The sequence below is a fragment of the Kribbella alba genome (genome assembly GCF_039529635.1).
Classification (GTDB): Bacteria; Actinomycetota; Actinomycetes; order Propionibacteriales; family Kribbellaceae; genus Kribbella; species Kribbella alba.
Window position 1 is genome coordinate 1 of sequence record NZ_BAAANE010000004.1, and the last position, 17248, is coordinate 17248.

A 17248-nucleotide genomic window follows, 5' to 3' on the forward strand; every position below is an offset into this window, starting at 1 on the left:
ACGGTCCGCGGTGTCGGCTACAAGGCGGGTGCGGACTGATCGAGTACGGCCGCGACGACCAGTCGCAGGCGGAGAAGCCGGACCTCGAGCCGGAGCCCCGCGGAACCGAGATCGAACTCACCGCCGCCGGGGTGGACTGGCATGCCCAGCCGCTGCCGTTGTGGCGGACACACCCCAAGCACTGGGCGGACATCTGGCGCCGCTCGATCCAGGCCCGGATCGTCACCGGCACCCTGCTGATGTCGACCGTGGTGCTGATCCTGGTCGGCTGGGTGATGATGAGCCAGGTCACCGACGGCGTGCTGGAGTCCCGCCGTACGAGCGCCCAGCAGGAGGCCGTCGCCCAACTGGCCGCGTTGTCCAACTCGATCAACGCGGCCGATCCGGCCAGCATCCCGCAGAACCTGTCCCAGTTGGTCCAGGGCTCCAACCGGGCCGGTTTGTACGACGTGGTGCTCTTCCCGACGGACAGTTCCGCCTCGACCTCGATCCGCAGTACGGGTCTGGTCCGCAGCGACTCCATCCCGCACGAGCTGAAGTCCTCGGTCTCCACCGACGAGTCGAAGATGTACGACACCTACACCCGGATCAACTACAACGGTCAGCCGAGCCAACCGGGTCTGGCGATCGGCTCGCAGGTCCGGGTGAACTCCACCGGTGAGCACTACGAGGTGTACTTCCTGTTCCCGCTGACCGCTCAGAAGGACACCCTGGACGTGGTCCAGCGGGCACTGGTCACCGCAGGCCTTCTGCTGGTCCTGCTGCTCGGTGCTGTCGCCTGGCTGGTCACCCGACAGGTGGTCACCCCCGTCCGGATGGCCAGGCGGATCGCAGAGCGGCTGGCAGCCGGCAAGCTGGAAGAGCGGATGCAAGTCCGTGGCACCGACGACCTTGCCCGGCTCGCGGTCTCCTTCAACAAGATGGCCAGCAACCTGCAGCAGCAGATCCGCCGCCTCGAAGAGCTGTCCAGGCTCCAGCGCCGCTTCGTCTCGGACGTCTCGCACGAGCTGCGCACCCCGCTCACCACGGTCCGGATGGCAGCGGACCTGTTGCACGAGTCCCGGGACCAGTTCGATCCGATCAGCCGGCGCTCGGTCGAGCTGCTGCAGAACGAGTTGAACCGGTTCGAGGAACTGCTCGCCGACCTGCTCGAGATCAGCCGCTTCGACGCCGGCGCGGCAGCCCTCGACCTGGAGGACGTGGACCTGCGGGACATCGTCGCGCGAGTGCTGGAGAACCACGAGACGCTGCTGCACCGCAAGGGCGTCGAGGTTCAGCTGGACATGCCGGAGCCCTGCCGGGCTCAGGTGGACTCGCGCCGGATCGAGCGGATCCTGCGCAACCTGATCGGCAACGCGATCGAGCACAGCGAAGGCCTGCCGATCAAGATCAGCGCCGCGTGCGACGAGGACGCCGCGGCGGTCGCCGTGCGCGACCACGGCGTCGGCTTCCGGGCCGAGGAAGCCGAGATGGTGTTCAGCCGCTTCTGGCGGGCGGACCCGGCCCGGGCCAGGACCACCGGCGGGACCGGCTTGGGCCTGTCCATCGCCCTGGAGGACGCCCGGCTGCACGGTGGCCGACTGGATGCCTGGGGATCACCCGGCGACGGTGCCTACTTCCGCCTGACCCTGCCGCGAAGCCCGGAGGTGACACTGTCCGGATCGCCTCTGCCGGCCAGGCCGAACGACGCCAGCCGCGTGGTGGACATGTCCCTCGTCGACGTCGGCGCGCCGTACCAGAGGCTGACCGGCGGTGACGACCTGTGAGGGTGAAGCTGCCCGCCGCCTTGCCTGCGGCCGCGCTGGCTGTCGCCGTCCTGCTGGCCGGCTGTGCGACCGTGCCGACTCAGGGCCCGATCAGGTCCGGAAGCCAGGCCGGTCTCGCACCGGATATCACCGGTATCGGCGTCGAGGCCCAGGCACCCCGGGACAACGCGACGCCGCTCAACGTGGTGAACGGCTTCCTGGAGGCGATGGCGGATTCACGGGCGTTCGATGTCGCCCGCAAGTACCTGACGCCGGAGGCGGCTGCGGCCTGGAAGCCCGAGTCCCAGATCCAGGTTTACGACCAGAGCTCGACCAAGGCGGTCGCGCTGCTGCCGGGTCCTCCGGAGACCCCCGCCGTCGAGCTGAACGCCCCGTTGATCAGCACCATCAACCAGCGGGGCTCGTGGGCTCCGGCGACAAACAATCAGCCGGCGAAGTTCGTCTTCAAGCTCGTCAAGGTCGACAACCAGTGGCGGGTCACGACCCCGCCGCCCGGGGTGTTCCTGGGCAGCTTCCAGCTCGAGCCGAAGCTGACGCCGCGCTACCTGTACTTCTTCAACCCGGAACGGAACATGCTCGTCCCGGACCAGGTCTACCTGCCGAACAACCTGCCACCGGGCCAGACCGCCACCCAGCTGGTCCAGGAGCTGCTGAAGGGCCCCACCGACCGGCTCGGCAACGGTGTCGTGTCCGCGGCCCCGCCAGGCACCCAGGTGAACGTCTCGGTGCCGGTGGACCTGGGCGTCGCGACCGTTGCGCTCAGTGACACCGCTGCGGGCCTGGGCGAGGAAGAGCGCCGGCAACTGGCCGCCCAGATCGCGTGGACGCTGCGCCCGATCAGCACCAGGATCCGGATCACCGTCGGCGGCGCCCGGCTGTTCCCGGACGATCCGTCCGACATCATCCAGTTCGCCAGCACCGGGCAGTACGACCCTTCGATACCGGGTGCGCAGAGCAAGGACCTCTACGGGGTCCGGCGCCCCGGCGGCAAGATCGTGCACATCGTCGGCCTGGGCGACGGGCAGACGATCGAGGCGAGGCCGGTCGACGGCAGCCAGCTGTACGGATTGTCGGCCGAGTCGTTCGCGGTCAGCCTGCGCGGCGAATTCGGTGCGGTCGTCACCAGGTCGAACGGCGACGGCGTGGTCGCCGTGGCCCGGCTGGACTCCACCGACAAGACCGACAAGATCGACTCGATCCCCACTGACGGCAAGGTGTTGCGGCCCAGCTTCGACAATGACGACAACCTGTGGATCCTCGACCGTGCCGACCGGACCAAGCCCCGGCTGCGGATGCGCAGCAAGGACGGCAAGCTGACCGAGGTCAGCACCAGCTTCGGTGGCGACACCCCCATCACTCTGCGGGTCGCCCCGGACGGCGTCCGGGTGCTGATGGTGATGAAGAGCAAGAACTCTTCGGCGACCTATGTGCAGACCGGCGCGATCACGACCAACGACGCGAGACAGGTCGTGTTCGGCCAGTTCCACCGACTCGAGCTGGCGTTGACCGACATCACCGACGCGTCCTGGAACCAGCCCGGCATCCTGGTCGCCGGGAAGTCCGCTCCGGGCGCCTCCCGGCAACCCTGGCAGGTGGACATCGACGGCTCCCGGCTGCGGCTTCTGACGGGTGCGAGCAGCCTGTTCGAGGCGACGAAGGTCGCCTCCAACCCGAACATCGACACGTTGCCCGTCGTCCAGGACGCGCAGGGCCGACTGCACTGGCAGCAGAAGGACTCGAGCTGGACCGGCCTGGACGACGGGGCGGGGCAGGACCCCCGAGTCGACCCCGTCTACCCGGGCTGACCCGGTTGTCCACAGGTGTGGGCCTGGACGGTTGCGAGCTACCGGGCTGACCGCGCATCGTTGGAGCGGTGCCGCTGCGGGACGCGTTCATGGATCTCGTGCTCGGCGGCAGCTGTGCTGGCTGCGATCGGCCCGGCTCGTCGATCTGCCGGTCATGCCGGGCGATCCTGACCGCCGCCACGCCGTACGTCACCTGGCCGGACCCGAGCCCTGCCGGACTACTCCCGCCCACGGCGACGACGGCGTACGACGGCATCGTCAGGGAGGTGATCCTGGCCCACAAAGAACACGCCCGGTATGCATTGGCCAAGCCGCTGGGCGAGGCGCTTGCCCTCGCTGTGCAGGCGAGTCTCGGCTGCGGCCGCGCCGTGTGGCTCTGCCCGGTCCCGTCCTCGCGATCCACCGTTCGCAAGCGGGGACACGATCCACTCCGGCGGATCACAGCGGCCGCCGCCAGGCACCTGAGCAGGCAGGGATATGACGTTCGCGTGGCGGACGCGCTCACCGTCGTACGGCGTCCCGCTGACCAGGCGGGGCTGTCGGCAGGGGAGCGTGCGGCCAACCTGGCAGGGGCTTTCGGGGTCCGTTCGCGCTGGGCTGAAAGGCTGACAGCTCAGCCGGTCCTGCTCGTCGACGATGTGCTCACCACCGGTTCCACGCTGGCCGAGGCGTGCCGCGCACTGTCGGCGCGAGGAATTCCCGCACTGGGTTGTGCGGTGGTGGCCGCGACCCGGCGCCGGGTGGCATCCGGTTCATGAGAACTTCCCTACCGGTTTTGCCCGAAGCCGACTAGCGTTGGCCCATGACACCCGCCAGGGCTTGTCGGACACGGATGTGGGTGAGGACCGGATCAGCCGGAATCCTCTCCACGGAGTCCGGCGGGCGCCACGGCGGGTGTTCTCGTTTCGGGCCGATCGCGTCAGACGGGGGTCCGAAGACGTAACAGAGTCGCCGATCGATGGAGGTTTCCGTGGACGTCGTTGTCAAGGGTCATCACTGCGAGGTCAGTGACCGCTTCCGGCAGTACGTCGAGGAAAAACTCGAGCGGATCGAGAAGGTCGATCACCGGGTACTGCGATGCGAGGTAGAAGTCAGCCAGGAGAAGAACCCGCGACAGCACGACCGGGCGATGCGCGTCGAACTCACCATGTACACGAAGGGCCCGGTGGTCCGGGCCGAGGCGTGTGGTGAGACCAAGCAGGCGGCGTTCGACGTCAGCCTGGACCGGCTGCGGGCCCAGGTCCGCAAGGCCGCCGACCGCCGCCGGGTCCACAAGGGCGGCGAGGCAGTGGAAGGTCTGCGGCATGTCGCCGCCAAGCAGGCCGCCAACGGCACGGCACCCGTGGTCGAGGAGACAACCGCCGACGACGTGGTGACGACACAGAAGTTCGGATCGCTGACGGTGACCGGTGACGGGCCGCTGGTGATGCGCGAGAAGACCCACACGGCCAAGCCGATGTCGCTGGACCAGGCGCTCTACGAGCTCGAACTGGTCGGGCACGACTTCTACCTGTTCGTCGATGCCGACGAGAACCAGCCCAGCGTGGTCTACCGCCGCCGTGGCTACGACTACGGCGTCATCCGCCTGGCCGTCTGAGTCCCGGGAGGAGCCGCACCAAAGGACGGGGCCCGGGCTTCCGGGCCCCGTCTCCCGTCGGGATCGGTGACAGCTTTGTCATTGAGCGCCGAACTATTCCTGAAGGGCCCCGGCCGAGCGTAGGTTTCCAGCGTCCCATCGCCGCATTTCCCCTGATGCTGGAAGCAAGCTGAGATGTCCCGCCGACGCGTGTCTGCTCATGTGTACGGACCGGTCGCCCGACTGGGCTGGTTCCTGCTGTACGTCGCCGTGCTGCTGGTGCCCCTGCTCCTGACCTGGACCGTGATCGGGTCGCCGGGCACCGACCCGGGCGAGGCGATCGTCCTCAGCGCGGGGCTGGTCGCGTTCTCGGCGTTGGTGGTGACGGTCGTGCTCCCCGCCCGGCTGCCGCCGCTGATCGCGACCTTCGGCATCGAGACGATCCTGGGGATCCACAAGCTGATCGCGCTCATCGCGGTCGCGCTGGTCCTGCTCCACTTCGGCGGGGTGCTGCTCGTCGACCCGCGCGGCGTCAGCATCCTCGATGTCTTCCACACCACCTGGGCCGCGCGGGCGGCGCTCGTCTCGACCGCGGCGCTGGTCCTCGTGGTCGTGCTCGCGATCCGTCGCCCGCGCACACTGCCTCGCTACGAGGGCTGGCGACTCGTCCACAACGGCCTGGTCGCGGTCGTGCTGACGACCGCCTGGCTCCATGTCTGGTGGCTGCGGCATCTCATCTCGCACACGCTGCTCGCTGCCTGGTTCATCCTCACAGGCCTGCTGCTGGTGGGGCTCGCCGTTCGCCGGTGGATCTGGCTGCCGATGCGGTCGCGCAAGCACTCGTACGTCGTCGAGGAGGTCCGTCAGGTGCCCGGCGACGGCGTGACGCTGGCGATCCGCGCCGACGGTCACGGCGGGGTCCCGTTCGATGCCGGTCAGTTCGCCTGGCTGAAGATCGGCTCGACCCCGTTCGTCTTCGAGGAGCATCCGTTCAGCATCGCCTCCACCGCGGAACACCCGGAGCGCAAGGAGTTCACCATCAAGGCGCTGGGTGACTTCACCGAACTGCTGAGCGCCCTCCGCCCGGGTCGCAAGGTGTTCCTGGACGGCCCGTACGGCGGCTTCACGATCGAGGGACAGGACAAGGCGCCGGGCTTCGTCCTCATCGCCGCGGGTGTCGGCATCACGCCGCTGCTGAGCATGCTGCGGACACTTGCTGATCGCGGCGACAGCCGCAGGCACCTGTTGATCGTCGCCGCCCGGACAGAGAACCAGTTGATGCTCAGGCCGGAGATCGAGGAGTTGCGTGCGCGCCTGAACCTGAAGGTGGTCGAGGTACTCAGTCGCCCCGACGCCGACTGGACCGGCGAGACCGGCCGGATCACGAAGAGTCTGCTCATCCGCTACCTGCCTCGCCGGCCCAACCGGCTGCAGTACTTCCTGTGCGGCCCACAGTCGATGGTGGGCTCGGTCAGTACCGAACTGGCCCAGCTGGGGATACCGCTGCGACGCATCCACACAGAGCGCTTCGGCGCTGTCTAGCCGGGCGACGCGGCCTCCTTCCGCCACAGCTGGTAGCGCACGGTCTCACGTTCGGTAACACCGGAGTTATGTCGCGGATTCTGTCGGTGGCGACCGGCAGAATTCGCGACGTGGAATCTCAGGTGTTGTCGCGGGCCCAGGCACGGCGGATCGCGTTGGCTGCTCAGGGGTTCAGTGACCCGCGCCCCAAGGGCGTGGCCGACCTGCGGGCGCTGGGACGGGTGGTCGGTCGGATCGGCCTGATCCAGATCGACTCTGTGAACGTGCTCAGCAGAGCGCAGTACCTCCCGCTGTACTCCCGGCTGGGTCCATATCCGCGCGACCTGCTGGATCGGGCCGCCGGAAAGGCGCCGCGCAGGCTGGTGGAGTACTGGGCGCACGAGGCCTCGCTGGTTCCGGTGGAGACGCATCCGCTGCTGCGCTGGCGGATGGCCCGCGCGACCACCGAGGCGTGGGGCGGTCCGCGGGCGATCGCGACCCAGCGACCCGACCTGGTGAAGCAGGTGCTCGCCGATGTCCGCGATCACGGTCCGCTCACGGCCCGCGAGATCGACGACGACGTGGAGCGGGAGCGGGACAACTGGGGCTGGAACTGGTCCGACGTGAAGCGCGCGCTCGAGTTCCTGTTCTTCGCCGGTGAGATCACCGTGGCAAGGCGCAACCAGCAGTTCGAGCGCATGTACGACATCCCGGAGCGCGTGCTGCCCAGCGCAGTACTGGCGACTCCGACGCCGACCGTGGAGGAGGCGCATCGCGGGTTGGTCTCGATCGCCGCCCGGGCGCACGGCGTCGCCACCGCGCAGTGCCTGAAGGACTACTTCCGTACTGCGCCCGCTCCCACCGCGCAGGCGATCCGCGAACTGGTCGAGGAGGGGGAACTCCTCCCGGTCTCGATCCAGGGGTGGAAACGCCCGGCCTATCTGCACCGCGACGCCAGGCTGCCGCGCCGGGTGAACACGCGCGCTCTGGTCAGCCCGTTCGACTCGCTCGTGTTCGAGCGGACCCGGACGGAGGTGCTGTTCGACTTCCACTACCGGATCGAGATCTACGTCCCCGCCGAGAAGCGGATCCACGGGTACTACGTGCTCCCGTTCCTGCTCGGGGACCGCCTGGTGGGCCGGGTGGACCTCAAGGCGGATCGGACCGCGGGGGTCCTGCTGGTCCAGTCGGCTCATTCCGAGCCCAAGGCACCCCTGGAAACCGCCGAGGAGCTGGCCGCGGAGCTTGTCCAGCTCGCGGGCTGGCTGGGGCTCGAGCAGGTCCGGGTGGCCGGTGGCGGTGACCTCGCGCCTGCTCTGAGTGACGCCCTGCGCGGTTTCTGAGCCTGTCACGGGCGCGGGGCCGGAACTTTCCTGCCTCGTCAGACGTGAGTTCAGTTGGGGGCCGACGCACGCATCGGGGGTGGCTTGACACACCGCGCCCCGTACCATGGGTGACGCCCGCCCGGCGGGTTGACCGCGCCGCACCCGGACCGGGGCGAGCGTGGACTCAAGGCAAGCCCGCCCACAGGCTTCAGCAGCAAGGAGAGAACTCCCCACCATGAAGGTGATCGACAAGGTCCTGCGGATCGGCGAGGGCAAGATCCTGCGCCGGCTCGAAGGCATCGCCAGGCTGGTCAACTCGATCGAGGACGACTTCGTCAACATGACGGACGAGGAGCTGCGCGGCCAGACGGCCGAGTTCAAGCAGCGGGTCGAGAACGGGGAGTCTCTCGACGCTCTGCTGCCCGAGGCCTTCGCGGTCGTCCGCGAGGCGGCCAAACGCACCCTGCACCAGCGCCCCTACGACGTCCAGATCATGGGTGGCGCGGCGCTGCACCTGGGCAACATCGCCGAGATGAAGACCGGTGAGGGCAAGACCCTGGTCGGAACGCTGCCGACGTACCTGAACGCGCTGTCGGGCAAGGGCGTGCACGTGGTCACGGTGAACGACTACCTCGCCAAGTTCCAGGCCGAGTGGATGGGCCGGGTGTACCACTTCCTCGGCGTCGACTACGGCGTGATCCTGCCGGAGATGACCCCGGCCGAGCGCCGGATCGCCTACGCCAAGGAGATCACCTACGGCACCAACAACGAGTTCGGCTTCGACTACCTGCGCGACAACATGGCCGGCGACATCGCCGACTGCGTGCAGCGCGAGCACAACTACGCGATCGTGGACGAGGTCGACTCGATCCTGGTCGACGAGGCCCGCACCCCGCTGATCATCTCCGGACCGGCCGAGGACTCGCAGCGCTGGTACGTCGAGATGGCGAACCTGGCGGCGCAGCTGAAGCCGCGGTTCGCCGACGACAAGATCCCCGAGGAGCAGCGCCCCGTCGCCGACTACGAGGTGGACGAGAAGAAGCGCACCGTCGCGATCCTCGAGCGCGGCATCGAGAAGGTCGAGGACCGGCTCGGCATCGACAACCTTTACGAGTCGGCCAACACCCCGCTGATCAGCTACCTGAACAACGCGCTGAAGGCCAAGGACCTGTTCCGCAAGGACAAGGACTACGTGGTCGTCGACGACGAGGTGCTGATCGTCGACGAGCACACCGGCCGCACGCTGCACGGTCGCCGCTACAACGAGGGTCTGCACCAGGCGATCGAGGCCAAGGAGAAGGTCGAGATCAAGGAGGAGTACCAGACCCTCGCGACGATCACGCTGCAGAACTACTTCCGCCTCTACAGCAAGCTGGCCGGCATGACCGGTACGGCGATGACGGAGGCCGCGGAGTTCTCCAAGATCTACGGTCTCGGCGTGGTCCCGATCCCGACCAACAAGCCGATGGTTCGCGCGGACCAGCGCGACCTGATCTACCGCACGGAGGACGCCAAGTTCGACGCGGTGGTCGAGGACATCGCGAGCCGGCACAAGTCCGGGCAACCGATCCTGGTCGGCACCACCAGCGTGGAGAAGTCCGAGCGGCTGTCCAACCAGCTGCGCAAGCGCCAGATCGCGCACGAGGTGCTGAACGCGAAGCAGCACGCGCGTGAGGCCGCGATCGTCGCCGAGGCCGGCCGCAAGGGTGCCGTCACGGTGGCCACCAACATGGCCGGTCGTGGTACGGACATCATCCTGGGCGGCAACCCGGAGCACCTGGCCGACAAGGACCTGCGCGCCCGCGGCATCGACCCGGTGGAGTCCGCCGAGGAGTACGAAGCGGAGTACCCGAAGGTCCTGGAGAAGTTCGAGCAGCAGGTGAAGGACGAGCAGGTCGAGGTCCGCGAGGCCGGCGGTCTGTACGTGCTGGGCACCGAGCGGCACGAGTCCCGCCGGATCGACAACCAGCTGCGTGGTCGTGCCGGCCGTCAGGGCGACCCGGGCGAGTCCCGCTTCTACCTGTCCCTCGAGGACGACCTGATGCGGCTGTTCAAGCGCGAGATGGTCGACTGGGCGATGTCGCGCAACGACGACGACACCGTGCCGCTGGAGAACAAGGTCGTCACCAAGGCGATCGCGTCGGCACAGTCCCAGGTCGAGGCACAGAACTTCGAGACCCGGAAGAACATCCTCAAGTACGACGACGTGATGAACCGGCAGCGCCACGTCGTGTACGACGAGCGCCGCCGGGTGCTCGAGGGCGCCGACCTGCACGACCAGGTGCAGGACATGCTCGACGAGACCGTCACCGGGTACGTGCAAGGCGCGACCGCCGACGGGTTCGCCGAGGACTGGGACCTGAACGCGCTGTTCACCGCGCTCCGGACGCTCTACCAGACCGAGCTGACCGAGGAAGAGCTGATCGAGGAGGCCGGTGGCGACCGGGCCGGGCTCACCCAGGACTTCCTGATCGAGCGGTTCATCGAGGACGCCCGCGAGGCGTACGCGCGACGCGAGGAGCTGCTCGGCAGCGACGCTATGCGCGAGCTGGAGCGCCGGGTCGTGCTGAGCGTGCTGGACCGCAAGTGGCGCGAGCACCTGTACGAGATGGACTACCTGCGTGAGGGCATCGGCCTGCGGGCGATGGCGCAGCGCGACCCGCTGGTGGAGTACCAGCGCGAGGGCTACGACATGTTCGCCGCCATGATGGAATCCATCAAGGAGGAGTCGGTCGCCTTCATCTTCAACGTCGAGGTCGACATCGAGGCGATGCAGGCCGACCTGGCCGCGCAGGCGGAGCTGGCCGAGCTCGAGGACACCGACCCCGAGGACATCCTGGTGCCGGGTGCGCCGGTGGCCGAGTTCCCGGGCCGCGAGGCCGACACCGACGAAGGCCGGCCGCAGGACACGCCGCGTCCGCAGGACACCCCGCGGCTGCGTGCGAAGGGCCTGAGCGGCTCGAGCCGCCCGCAGCGGTTGTCCTACTCGGCGCCGACGATCGACGGTGACGAAGAGGTCGCGGTCCACAGTGAGGGTGCCGAGGCCGGCGCCCTGGAGTACGCCGGGACGCCGCGCAACGCGGCCTGCCCGTGCGGCTCCGGCAAGAAGTACAAGCGCTGCCACGGCGACCCGCAGGCAGACTTCTACAAGAGCTGACTGAAGCGCTGAAGGAAGCCCGTCCCAGCTCTGGCTGGGGCGGGCTTTCTGCATAGCCGGTTAGTGACGCCTGCCATGGCGGGCCCGATGTTTTCTGTGGTGCTCTGGCCGTATGGAAACTTGGCTGACCGAGAAGTTCGGGCTGTCGGTGCCGGTCGCAGGTGCGCCGATGGCGAACGTTAGTGGCGGCAACCTGACGGGGGCGATCTCCGCTGCCGGGGGACTCGGCATGCTCGGCGCCGGTTCGGCGGTCAGCGCCGAGTGGATCCGCACGGAGGGCGCAGTCGCCGCCGCGACTGGCAGGCCTTATGGGATCGGCCTGATGGCGTGGTCCATGGCGAACCGCCCGGAACACCTCGAGGCAGTGCTCGAGCTCCGACCCGCCCTGGTCTCCCTCAGCTTCGGCGACTATTCGCAGTACGTCGAGACGCTGCAGGCGGCCGGGATCGTCGTCGCGACCCAGGCCGGAACTGTCGCCGACGCCCGCGAGGCGATCGCCGCAGGCGTCGACGTGATCGTTGCCCGAGGCGCCGAAGCAGGCGGTCACGGCCGGAACGCCATCGCCACACTCCCGTTGCTGCAAGCGATTCTCGATCTCACCGAGCTCCCGGTCCTCGCGGCGGGAGGGATCTCGGGACCCCGCGGCCTGGCAGCAGTTCTCGCGGCCGGGGCCGCAGGCGCCTGGATCGGCACGGCCTTCCTGACCTGCGCCGAGGCCCTCACGCCGGAGCCGATCCGCCGGCGACTCCTCGAAGCCGACGAGACCGACACCGTCTACGGCACGGTCTTCGACGCCGCCTCCCGCGCCGGCTGGCCCGATGAATTCGGCGGCCGCGCCCTCCGCAACCCCTTCTACGACCGCTGGGAAGGCCACGAGTCAGCCTTGAAGTCCGACGACGCGGCGCACGAGGAATACCTCACCGCGGTCCGCGCGGCCGACTCCACCGCCTCGTCGCTCTACGCCGGCCAAGGCGTAGGCGCCCTAACCACCCAACCCACCGCCGCCGAAGCCCTCGCAACCTTCGCCACCTACACCACCTACCTCCAGGCAGCCCAGCCCTGACCACAACCCGGTGCATCCGCATGCCGATCTGCCGGAGACCTCCACGGACAAACGCAGCCGCGAGCGAGGCCCCGGCGCAACGTCCGAACTCCCGCAGGGCAGACCCCACACCCCTTCGGACGCAACCCCCGCAACCGCCACGGCCCCGGCGTAACGTCCGAACTCCCGCAGGGCAGACCCCACACCCCTTCGGACGCAACCCCCGCAACCGCCGCGACCCCGGCGTAACGTCCGAACTCCCGCGGGGCAGACCCCACGCCCCTTCGGACGCAACCCCGCAACCGCCGCGGCCCCGGCGTAACGTCCGAACTCCCGCCGGGCAGACCCCACGCCTCCTCGGACGCAAGCCCCGCAACCGCCGCGGCCCCGGCGTAGCGTCCGAACTCCCGTAGGGCAGACCCCACGCCTCCTCGGACGCAAGCCCCGCAACCGCCGCGACCCCGGCGTAGCGTCCGAACACCCGTGGGGCAGACCCCACGCCCCCTCGGACGCAACCCCCGCAACCGCCGCGACCCCGCGTAACGTCCGAACACCCGTAGGGCAGACCCCACGCCCCCTCGGACGCAACCCCCGCAACCCCACGACCCCCGCGTAACGTCCGAACACCCGCGGGGCAGACCCCACACCTCCTCGGACGCAACCCCCGCAACCGCCACCGACCCCCGTCCCACCGGCCCCCTCCCACCCCGTCCGTCCGCCCGACTCGTCCCGTCTCCACAGACCCCGTCCCTGCCGGGTTGTTTGGGAAGTTGGCCGCGGCCGGGTCGGTGGCGGCAGGCGCGCCCGCATGCGCCAAGGTGCCCGGCCCAGCGCGAGCCGCGGATCCTGCGTCTGATCGCCTTCGGCTGGCAATCGGGAGTCGCGAGGTCTTGACGGCGACTGTTTGTACCGGTTTAGTGGCCACCTAAACCGGTTTAAACCCTCAGTGCAAGGATGCCGATGAGCAAAGTGCGGCCGACGATCGCAGATGTGGCGACCCGGGCAGGCGTGTCCAAGGGCGCCGTCTCGTTCGCCCTCAACGGCCGGCCGGGGCTCGCTCAGGCGACCGTGGACAGGATCCTCGCGGCTGCCGACGAGCTCGGCTGGCGGCCGAGTAACCGGGCCCGTTCGCTGTCGGTGTCCAAGGCCTTCGCCCTCGGGCTCGTTATCACGAGAGACCCGGCCGTGCTGTCGTCGGACCCGTTCTTCCCGGCCTTCATCGCGGGGGTCGAGAGCGTGCTCGCACCCCGCGGACAGGCGCTCGTCCTGCAGGTCGTCACTCCCGGGGAGGAAGAGGCGGTCGGCTACCGGCGGCTGGCCCAGGACGGCCGGGTGGACGGGATCTTCCTGTCCGATCTCCGGCACGACGACCCCCGGATCGACCTCCTGGTGGAGCTCGGCCTGCCCGCCGTCACGCTGAACCGGCCCGAAGGCTCCTCACCGTTCCCGGCGGTCTGCCTCGACGACCGTCCGGGCACGATCGCCGTCGTCGAGCACCTGCTGGAGCTCGGTCACCGGCGGATCGGACACGTGGCGGGTCCGCCGGCCTTCGTCCACGCGACCGCGCGATCGGACGCGTTCGTCTCGGCGCTGGCCGAGGCCGGTCTCGAGCCGGTGGCGATCGAGGTGAGCGACTTCACCGCCGCCGGCGGCACCGAGGCGACCCGGCGGCTGCTCGCACTGCCCGAGCCACCGACCGCCATCGTCTACGCGAACGACCGGATGGCGATCGCCGGCATCGGAGCGGCCCACCAAGCCGGGCTGAGGGTGCCGAGCGACGTCAGCATCGCGGGTTTCGACGACAGCGAGCTCGCGGAGTTCGTCCACCCCGGCCTGACCACCGTGCGCGCCGATCCGTTCGGCTTCGGGGCGGCCGCCGCACAGACCCTCAACCGACTCATCGATGGCGACGGCGAAGTCCCGGATGTCGAACTGCCGCCCGCTCGTCTGGTCATCCGGCGGTCCACCGCCACCCCCGCTTCGCAATGAATTGATGGAGGAGCAATGAGACACAAACTCACAGCGGTGCTGCTCGCAGTGGGACTGGCCGGTACTTCGGCCGCCTGCGGCGGTAACAGTGGCGGCGGCAGTTCCGACGCCGCGGCGCAGGCGAAGGGCGAGATCACGGTCTGGCTCTCGAACAACAAGGAAGAGGTTGCCTGGGGCAAGCAGATGGTCGCCGCCTGGAACGCCGCGCATGCGGACCAGAAGGTGACCGCCCAGGAGATCCCCACCGGCAAGAGCTCCGAGGAAGTCATCGGCGCGGCGATCACCGCGGGCAACGCGCCCTGCCTGATCTTCAACACCTCGCCGGCCTCGGTCTCGCAGTTCCAGAAGCAGGGTGGCCTGGTGGCGCTCGACAGCTTCTCCGACGGCAAGTCCTACATCGAGAGCCGGACCGGCAAGACCGCCGAGCAGTACAAGTCGACCGACGGCAAGTTCTACCAGCTGCCGTGGAAGGCCAACCCGGTGATGATCTTCTACAACAAGAAGGCCTTCGCCAAGGCGGGCATCGACACGGCCAAGCCGCCGCTGGCGACGTACGACGAGTTCCTCGCCACGTCCCGCAAGGTGGTCGCGGCCAAGGGCGCGAAGTACGCCATCTACCCGGCGCCGAGCAACGAGTTCTACCAGTCCTGGTTCGACTACTACCCGCTGTTCGCGGCCGAGACCGGCGGCAAGCAGTTGGTTGCCGACGGCAAATCGCAGTTCACGTCGGACGAGGGCAAGAAGGTCGCCGCCTTCTGGCGGACCCTGTACGCCGAGAAGCTGGCGTCGCAGGAGAAGTACACCGGTGACGCGTTCGTCGACGGCACGGCCGCGATGGCGATCGTCGGGCCCTGGGCGATCGCGACCTACAAGGGCAAGGTCGGGTGGGGTGCTGTTCCGGTGCCGACCTCGACCGGCAAGCCCGCCGCCGAGACCTACACCTTCAGTGACGCGAAGAACGTCGCGATGTACTCGGCCTGCAAGAACCGCGGCACGGCCTGGGACGTGCTGAAGTTCGCCACCAGCAAGGAGCAGGACGGCAAACTGCTGGAGGGCACCGGGCAGATGCCGCTGCGCGACGACGTCGCCGGCTCCTACCCGGAGTACTTCGCCAAGAACACCGACTACAAGCAGTTCGCCGACCAGGCCGCCCGGACCGTCGAGGTGCCGAATGTGGCCAACTCCATCACCATCTGGCAGACCTTCCGCGACGCCTACTCCAAGTCCGTGATCTTCGGCCAGGAGGACCCGGGCACAGCCCTCGACGGAGCCGCGAAGAAGGTCGACCAGCTCGCCTCCCAGTCATGAAACAGGACCTCGCGGTCGCCGGGTCAGCGGGTCGGCGCTTCGGCGTCGGCCGGCTGCTCGGCAAGCAGCCGATCGGCACGGCGTTCGTCACCCCGTACGTCGTTTTCCTGGCGGCGATCTTCGCCTATCCGCTCGGGTTCGCGGTGTACATGTCGTTCCACGACTACTTCTTCACGGCGCCCGGCGCGATCGTGGAGCGGCCGTTCGTGGGGTTCGAGAACTATGCCGCGGTGCTGTCGGACCCGGCCGTGCGGCGGTCGTTCGGCAATGTCGGCATCTTCCTGCTGATCAACGTGCCGCTGACGGTCGTACTGTCACTGCTGCTCGCCTACGCACTGAACGCCGCTATCCGGTGGCGGACCTTCTTCCGGGTCAGCTACTACGTCCCTTACGTGGCGGCGAGTGTGGCCGTGGTCGGGGTCTGGCTGTTCCTGTTCAACTCGAACGGCCTGGTCAACTCCGTCCTCGGTCCGCTCGCCCCGGATCCGTCCTGGCTGGTCAACTCGAAGCTCGCGATGCCCACGGTCGCGCTCTACGTGACCTGGAAGCAGCTCGGCTTCTTCATCCTGCTCTACCTGGCCGCCTTGCAGAATGTGTCGAAGGACCTCTACGAAGCGGCGTCAGTCGACGGCGCCTCGCGGCTGAAGTCCTTCTGGAACGTCACCGTTCCCGGGGTGCGGCCGGCCACGACGCTCGTAGTACTGCTGGCCACGGTGACCGGCGCGAACCTCTTCACCGAGCCCTACCTGCTCACTGGCGGCGGTGGTCCCGACGGAGCTTCCGCCTCGCCGGTGCTGATCATGTACCAGCGCGGCATCGAGCAGGGCAACCCTGATGTCGGGTCGGCGATCGGCGTCCTGCTGGTGATCGGAGTACTGATCCTGGCTCTGGTCGAACGCCGCTTCGTCGGGAGGGAGAACCGATGAAGAGCCCCTGGCGGTTCGTCGCCCTGCTCATCGGGGCGTTCGTCTTCCTGTTCCCCTTCTACTACATGCTCGTCGGCAGCCTGCAGGCCGAGCCGGACCCCTCGGTCAAGGGCGCCTTCCCGTCGCCGGCCAACCTGACCGGCAAGAACTACACGGAGATCAACGCGGCGATCAACCTCGGCAGGTCGCTGGTGAACTCGGGGATCTTCACCGGCGGGGTCATCCTCGGCACGCTGGTCTTCGGAGTCCTGGCCGGCTATGCGTTGGCGCGGCTCCAGTTCCGCGGCAGGGGCACGGTGTTCAACCTGATGTTGCTGGTCCAGGTGGTCCCGTTCCAGCTGCTGACCATCCCGCTGTACGTGATGATCGTGCGCAGCTACGGGCTGGCGGACTCCTACCTGGGCATGATCGCGCCGTTCGCGATCAACTCGACCGCGGTGTTCGTGTTTCGCCAGTACTTCCTGCAGCTGCCGCAGGAGTTGTTCGACGCCGCCCGGATCGACGGCGCGAACGAGCTGAACATCCTGCTGCGGGTCGCCGTTCCGTTGGTGAAACCCGCGCTGCTGACCGGAGTACTGCTGACCTTCATCGGGCCGTGGAACGAGTTCCTCTGGCCGTTCCTGATCACGAAGCAACAGGATCTGCAGCCGCTCGCGGTGTCGCTGTCGAACTACATCACCACTGTCTCGGCGCGGGCGGCGAACCCGTTCGGCGCAGTACTGGCCGGTGCGTGTGTGCTCGCCGCGCCTGCCGTCGCGCTGTTCGTCATCTTCCAGCGCCGCTTCATCTCCTCCAGCCTCGAGTCCGGGGTCAAAGGCTAATCCTCGAAAGGT

Annotated in this window: 12 protein-coding genes; all 12 read left to right on the forward strand. The window is 68.4% G+C overall.

Translation table 11 applies throughout. The annotated features are described in order from the left end of the window. The coding region (gene mtrB / locus ABD210_RS06675) for an MtrAB system histidine kinase MtrB (RefSeq protein ID WP_344109909.1) at positions 1–1766 on the forward strand (1766 nt) is incomplete at its 5' end. Further along, positions 1763–3571 (forward strand): LpqB family beta-propeller domain-containing protein, encoded by a 1809-nt coding sequence (locus tag ABD210_RS06680; RefSeq protein ID WP_344109910.1) that lies wholly within the window; start codon positions 1763–1765, stop codon positions 3569–3571. The genes mtrB and ABD210_RS06680, both read left to right, overlap by 4 nt. A gap of 68 nt (positions 3572–3639) precedes the next feature. Continuing rightward, complete coding sequence (locus ABD210_RS06685; protein WP_344109911.1) at positions 3640–4329, forward strand: ComF family protein; 690 nt, start codon at positions 3640–3642, stop codon at positions 4327–4329. A gap of 212 nt (positions 4330–4541) precedes the next feature. Then, positions 4542–5168 (forward strand): ribosome hibernation-promoting factor, HPF/YfiA family, encoded by a 627-nt coding sequence (gene hpf / locus ABD210_RS06690; protein ID WP_344109912.1) that lies wholly within the window; start codon positions 4542–4544, stop codon positions 5166–5168. 189 nt (positions 5169–5357) lie between these two features. Then, positions 5358–6689: a ferredoxin reductase family protein gene (locus tag ABD210_RS06695; protein WP_344109913.1), complete on the forward strand. Its 1332-nt coding sequence runs from the start codon at positions 5358–5360 to the stop codon at positions 6687–6689. A gap of 110 nt (positions 6690–6799) precedes the next feature. Next, positions 6800–8011, forward strand: a complete 1212-nt coding sequence (locus tag ABD210_RS06700; protein WP_425552638.1) for a winged helix-turn-helix domain-containing protein — start codon at positions 6800–6802, stop codon at positions 8009–8011. 217 nt (positions 8012–8228) lie between these two features. Then, positions 8229–11150 carry a preprotein translocase subunit SecA gene (secA, locus tag ABD210_RS06705; RefSeq protein WP_344109917.1) on the forward strand — a complete coding sequence of 974 codons (2922 nt, stop codon included), beginning with the start codon at positions 8229–8231 and terminating at the stop codon, positions 11148–11150. 112 nt (positions 11151–11262) lie between these two features. After that, positions 11263–12213 (forward strand): NAD(P)H-dependent flavin oxidoreductase, encoded by a 951-nt coding sequence (locus ABD210_RS06710; RefSeq protein ID WP_344109918.1) that lies wholly within the window; start codon positions 11263–11265, stop codon positions 12211–12213. Between the two features lie 939 nt (positions 12214–13152). Beyond that, on the forward strand, positions 13153–14181 hold the full coding sequence (locus ABD210_RS06715) for a LacI family DNA-binding transcriptional regulator (protein ID WP_344109920.1): 1029 nt from the start codon (positions 13153–13155) through the stop codon (positions 14179–14181). Positions 14182–14196: 15 nt separating this feature from the next. Further along, positions 14197–15489 carry an extracellular solute-binding protein gene (locus tag ABD210_RS06720; protein ID WP_344109922.1) on the forward strand — a complete coding sequence of 431 codons (1293 nt, stop codon included), beginning with the start codon at positions 14197–14199 and terminating at the stop codon, positions 15487–15489. Beyond that, entirely contained in the window at positions 15486–16415 is a 930-nt protein-coding gene (locus tag ABD210_RS06725; protein ID WP_344109924.1) for a carbohydrate ABC transporter permease, read from the forward strand. Before ABD210_RS06720 ends, ABD210_RS06725 begins: the two co-directional genes overlap by 4 nt. Continuing rightward, positions 16412–17236, forward strand: coding sequence for a carbohydrate ABC transporter permease (locus ABD210_RS06730; protein ID WP_344109925.1), 825 nt, complete (start codon positions 16412–16414; stop codon positions 17234–17236). The genes ABD210_RS06725 and ABD210_RS06730 overlap by 4 nt, the downstream gene beginning before the upstream one ends. Positions 17237–17248 lie beyond the last annotated feature (12 nt).

Excerpts from the sequence above, each read along its gene's own strand:
- secA (WP_344109917.1), top strand. The coding sequence starts at position 8,229 with ATGAAGGTGATCGACAAGGTCCTGCGGATCGGCGAGGGCAAGATCCTG.
- ABD210_RS06710 (WP_344109918.1), top strand. The coding sequence starts at position 11,263 with ATGGAAACTTGGCTGACCGAGAAGTTCGGGCTGTCGGTGCCGGTCGCA.
- ABD210_RS06715 (WP_344109920.1), top strand. The coding sequence starts at position 13,153 with ATGAGCAAAGTGCGGCCGACGATCGCAGATGTGGCGACCCGGGCAGGC.
- ABD210_RS06720 (WP_344109922.1), top strand. The coding sequence starts at position 14,197 with ATGAGACACAAACTCACAGCGGTGCTGCTCGCAGTGGGACTGGCCGGT.
- ABD210_RS06725 (WP_344109924.1), top strand. The coding sequence starts at position 15,486 with ATGAAACAGGACCTCGCGGTCGCCGGGTCAGCGGGTCGGCGCTTCGGC.
- ABD210_RS06730 (WP_344109925.1), top strand. The coding sequence starts at position 16,412 with ATGAAGAGCCCCTGGCGGTTCGTCGCCCTGCTCATCGGGGCGTTCGTC.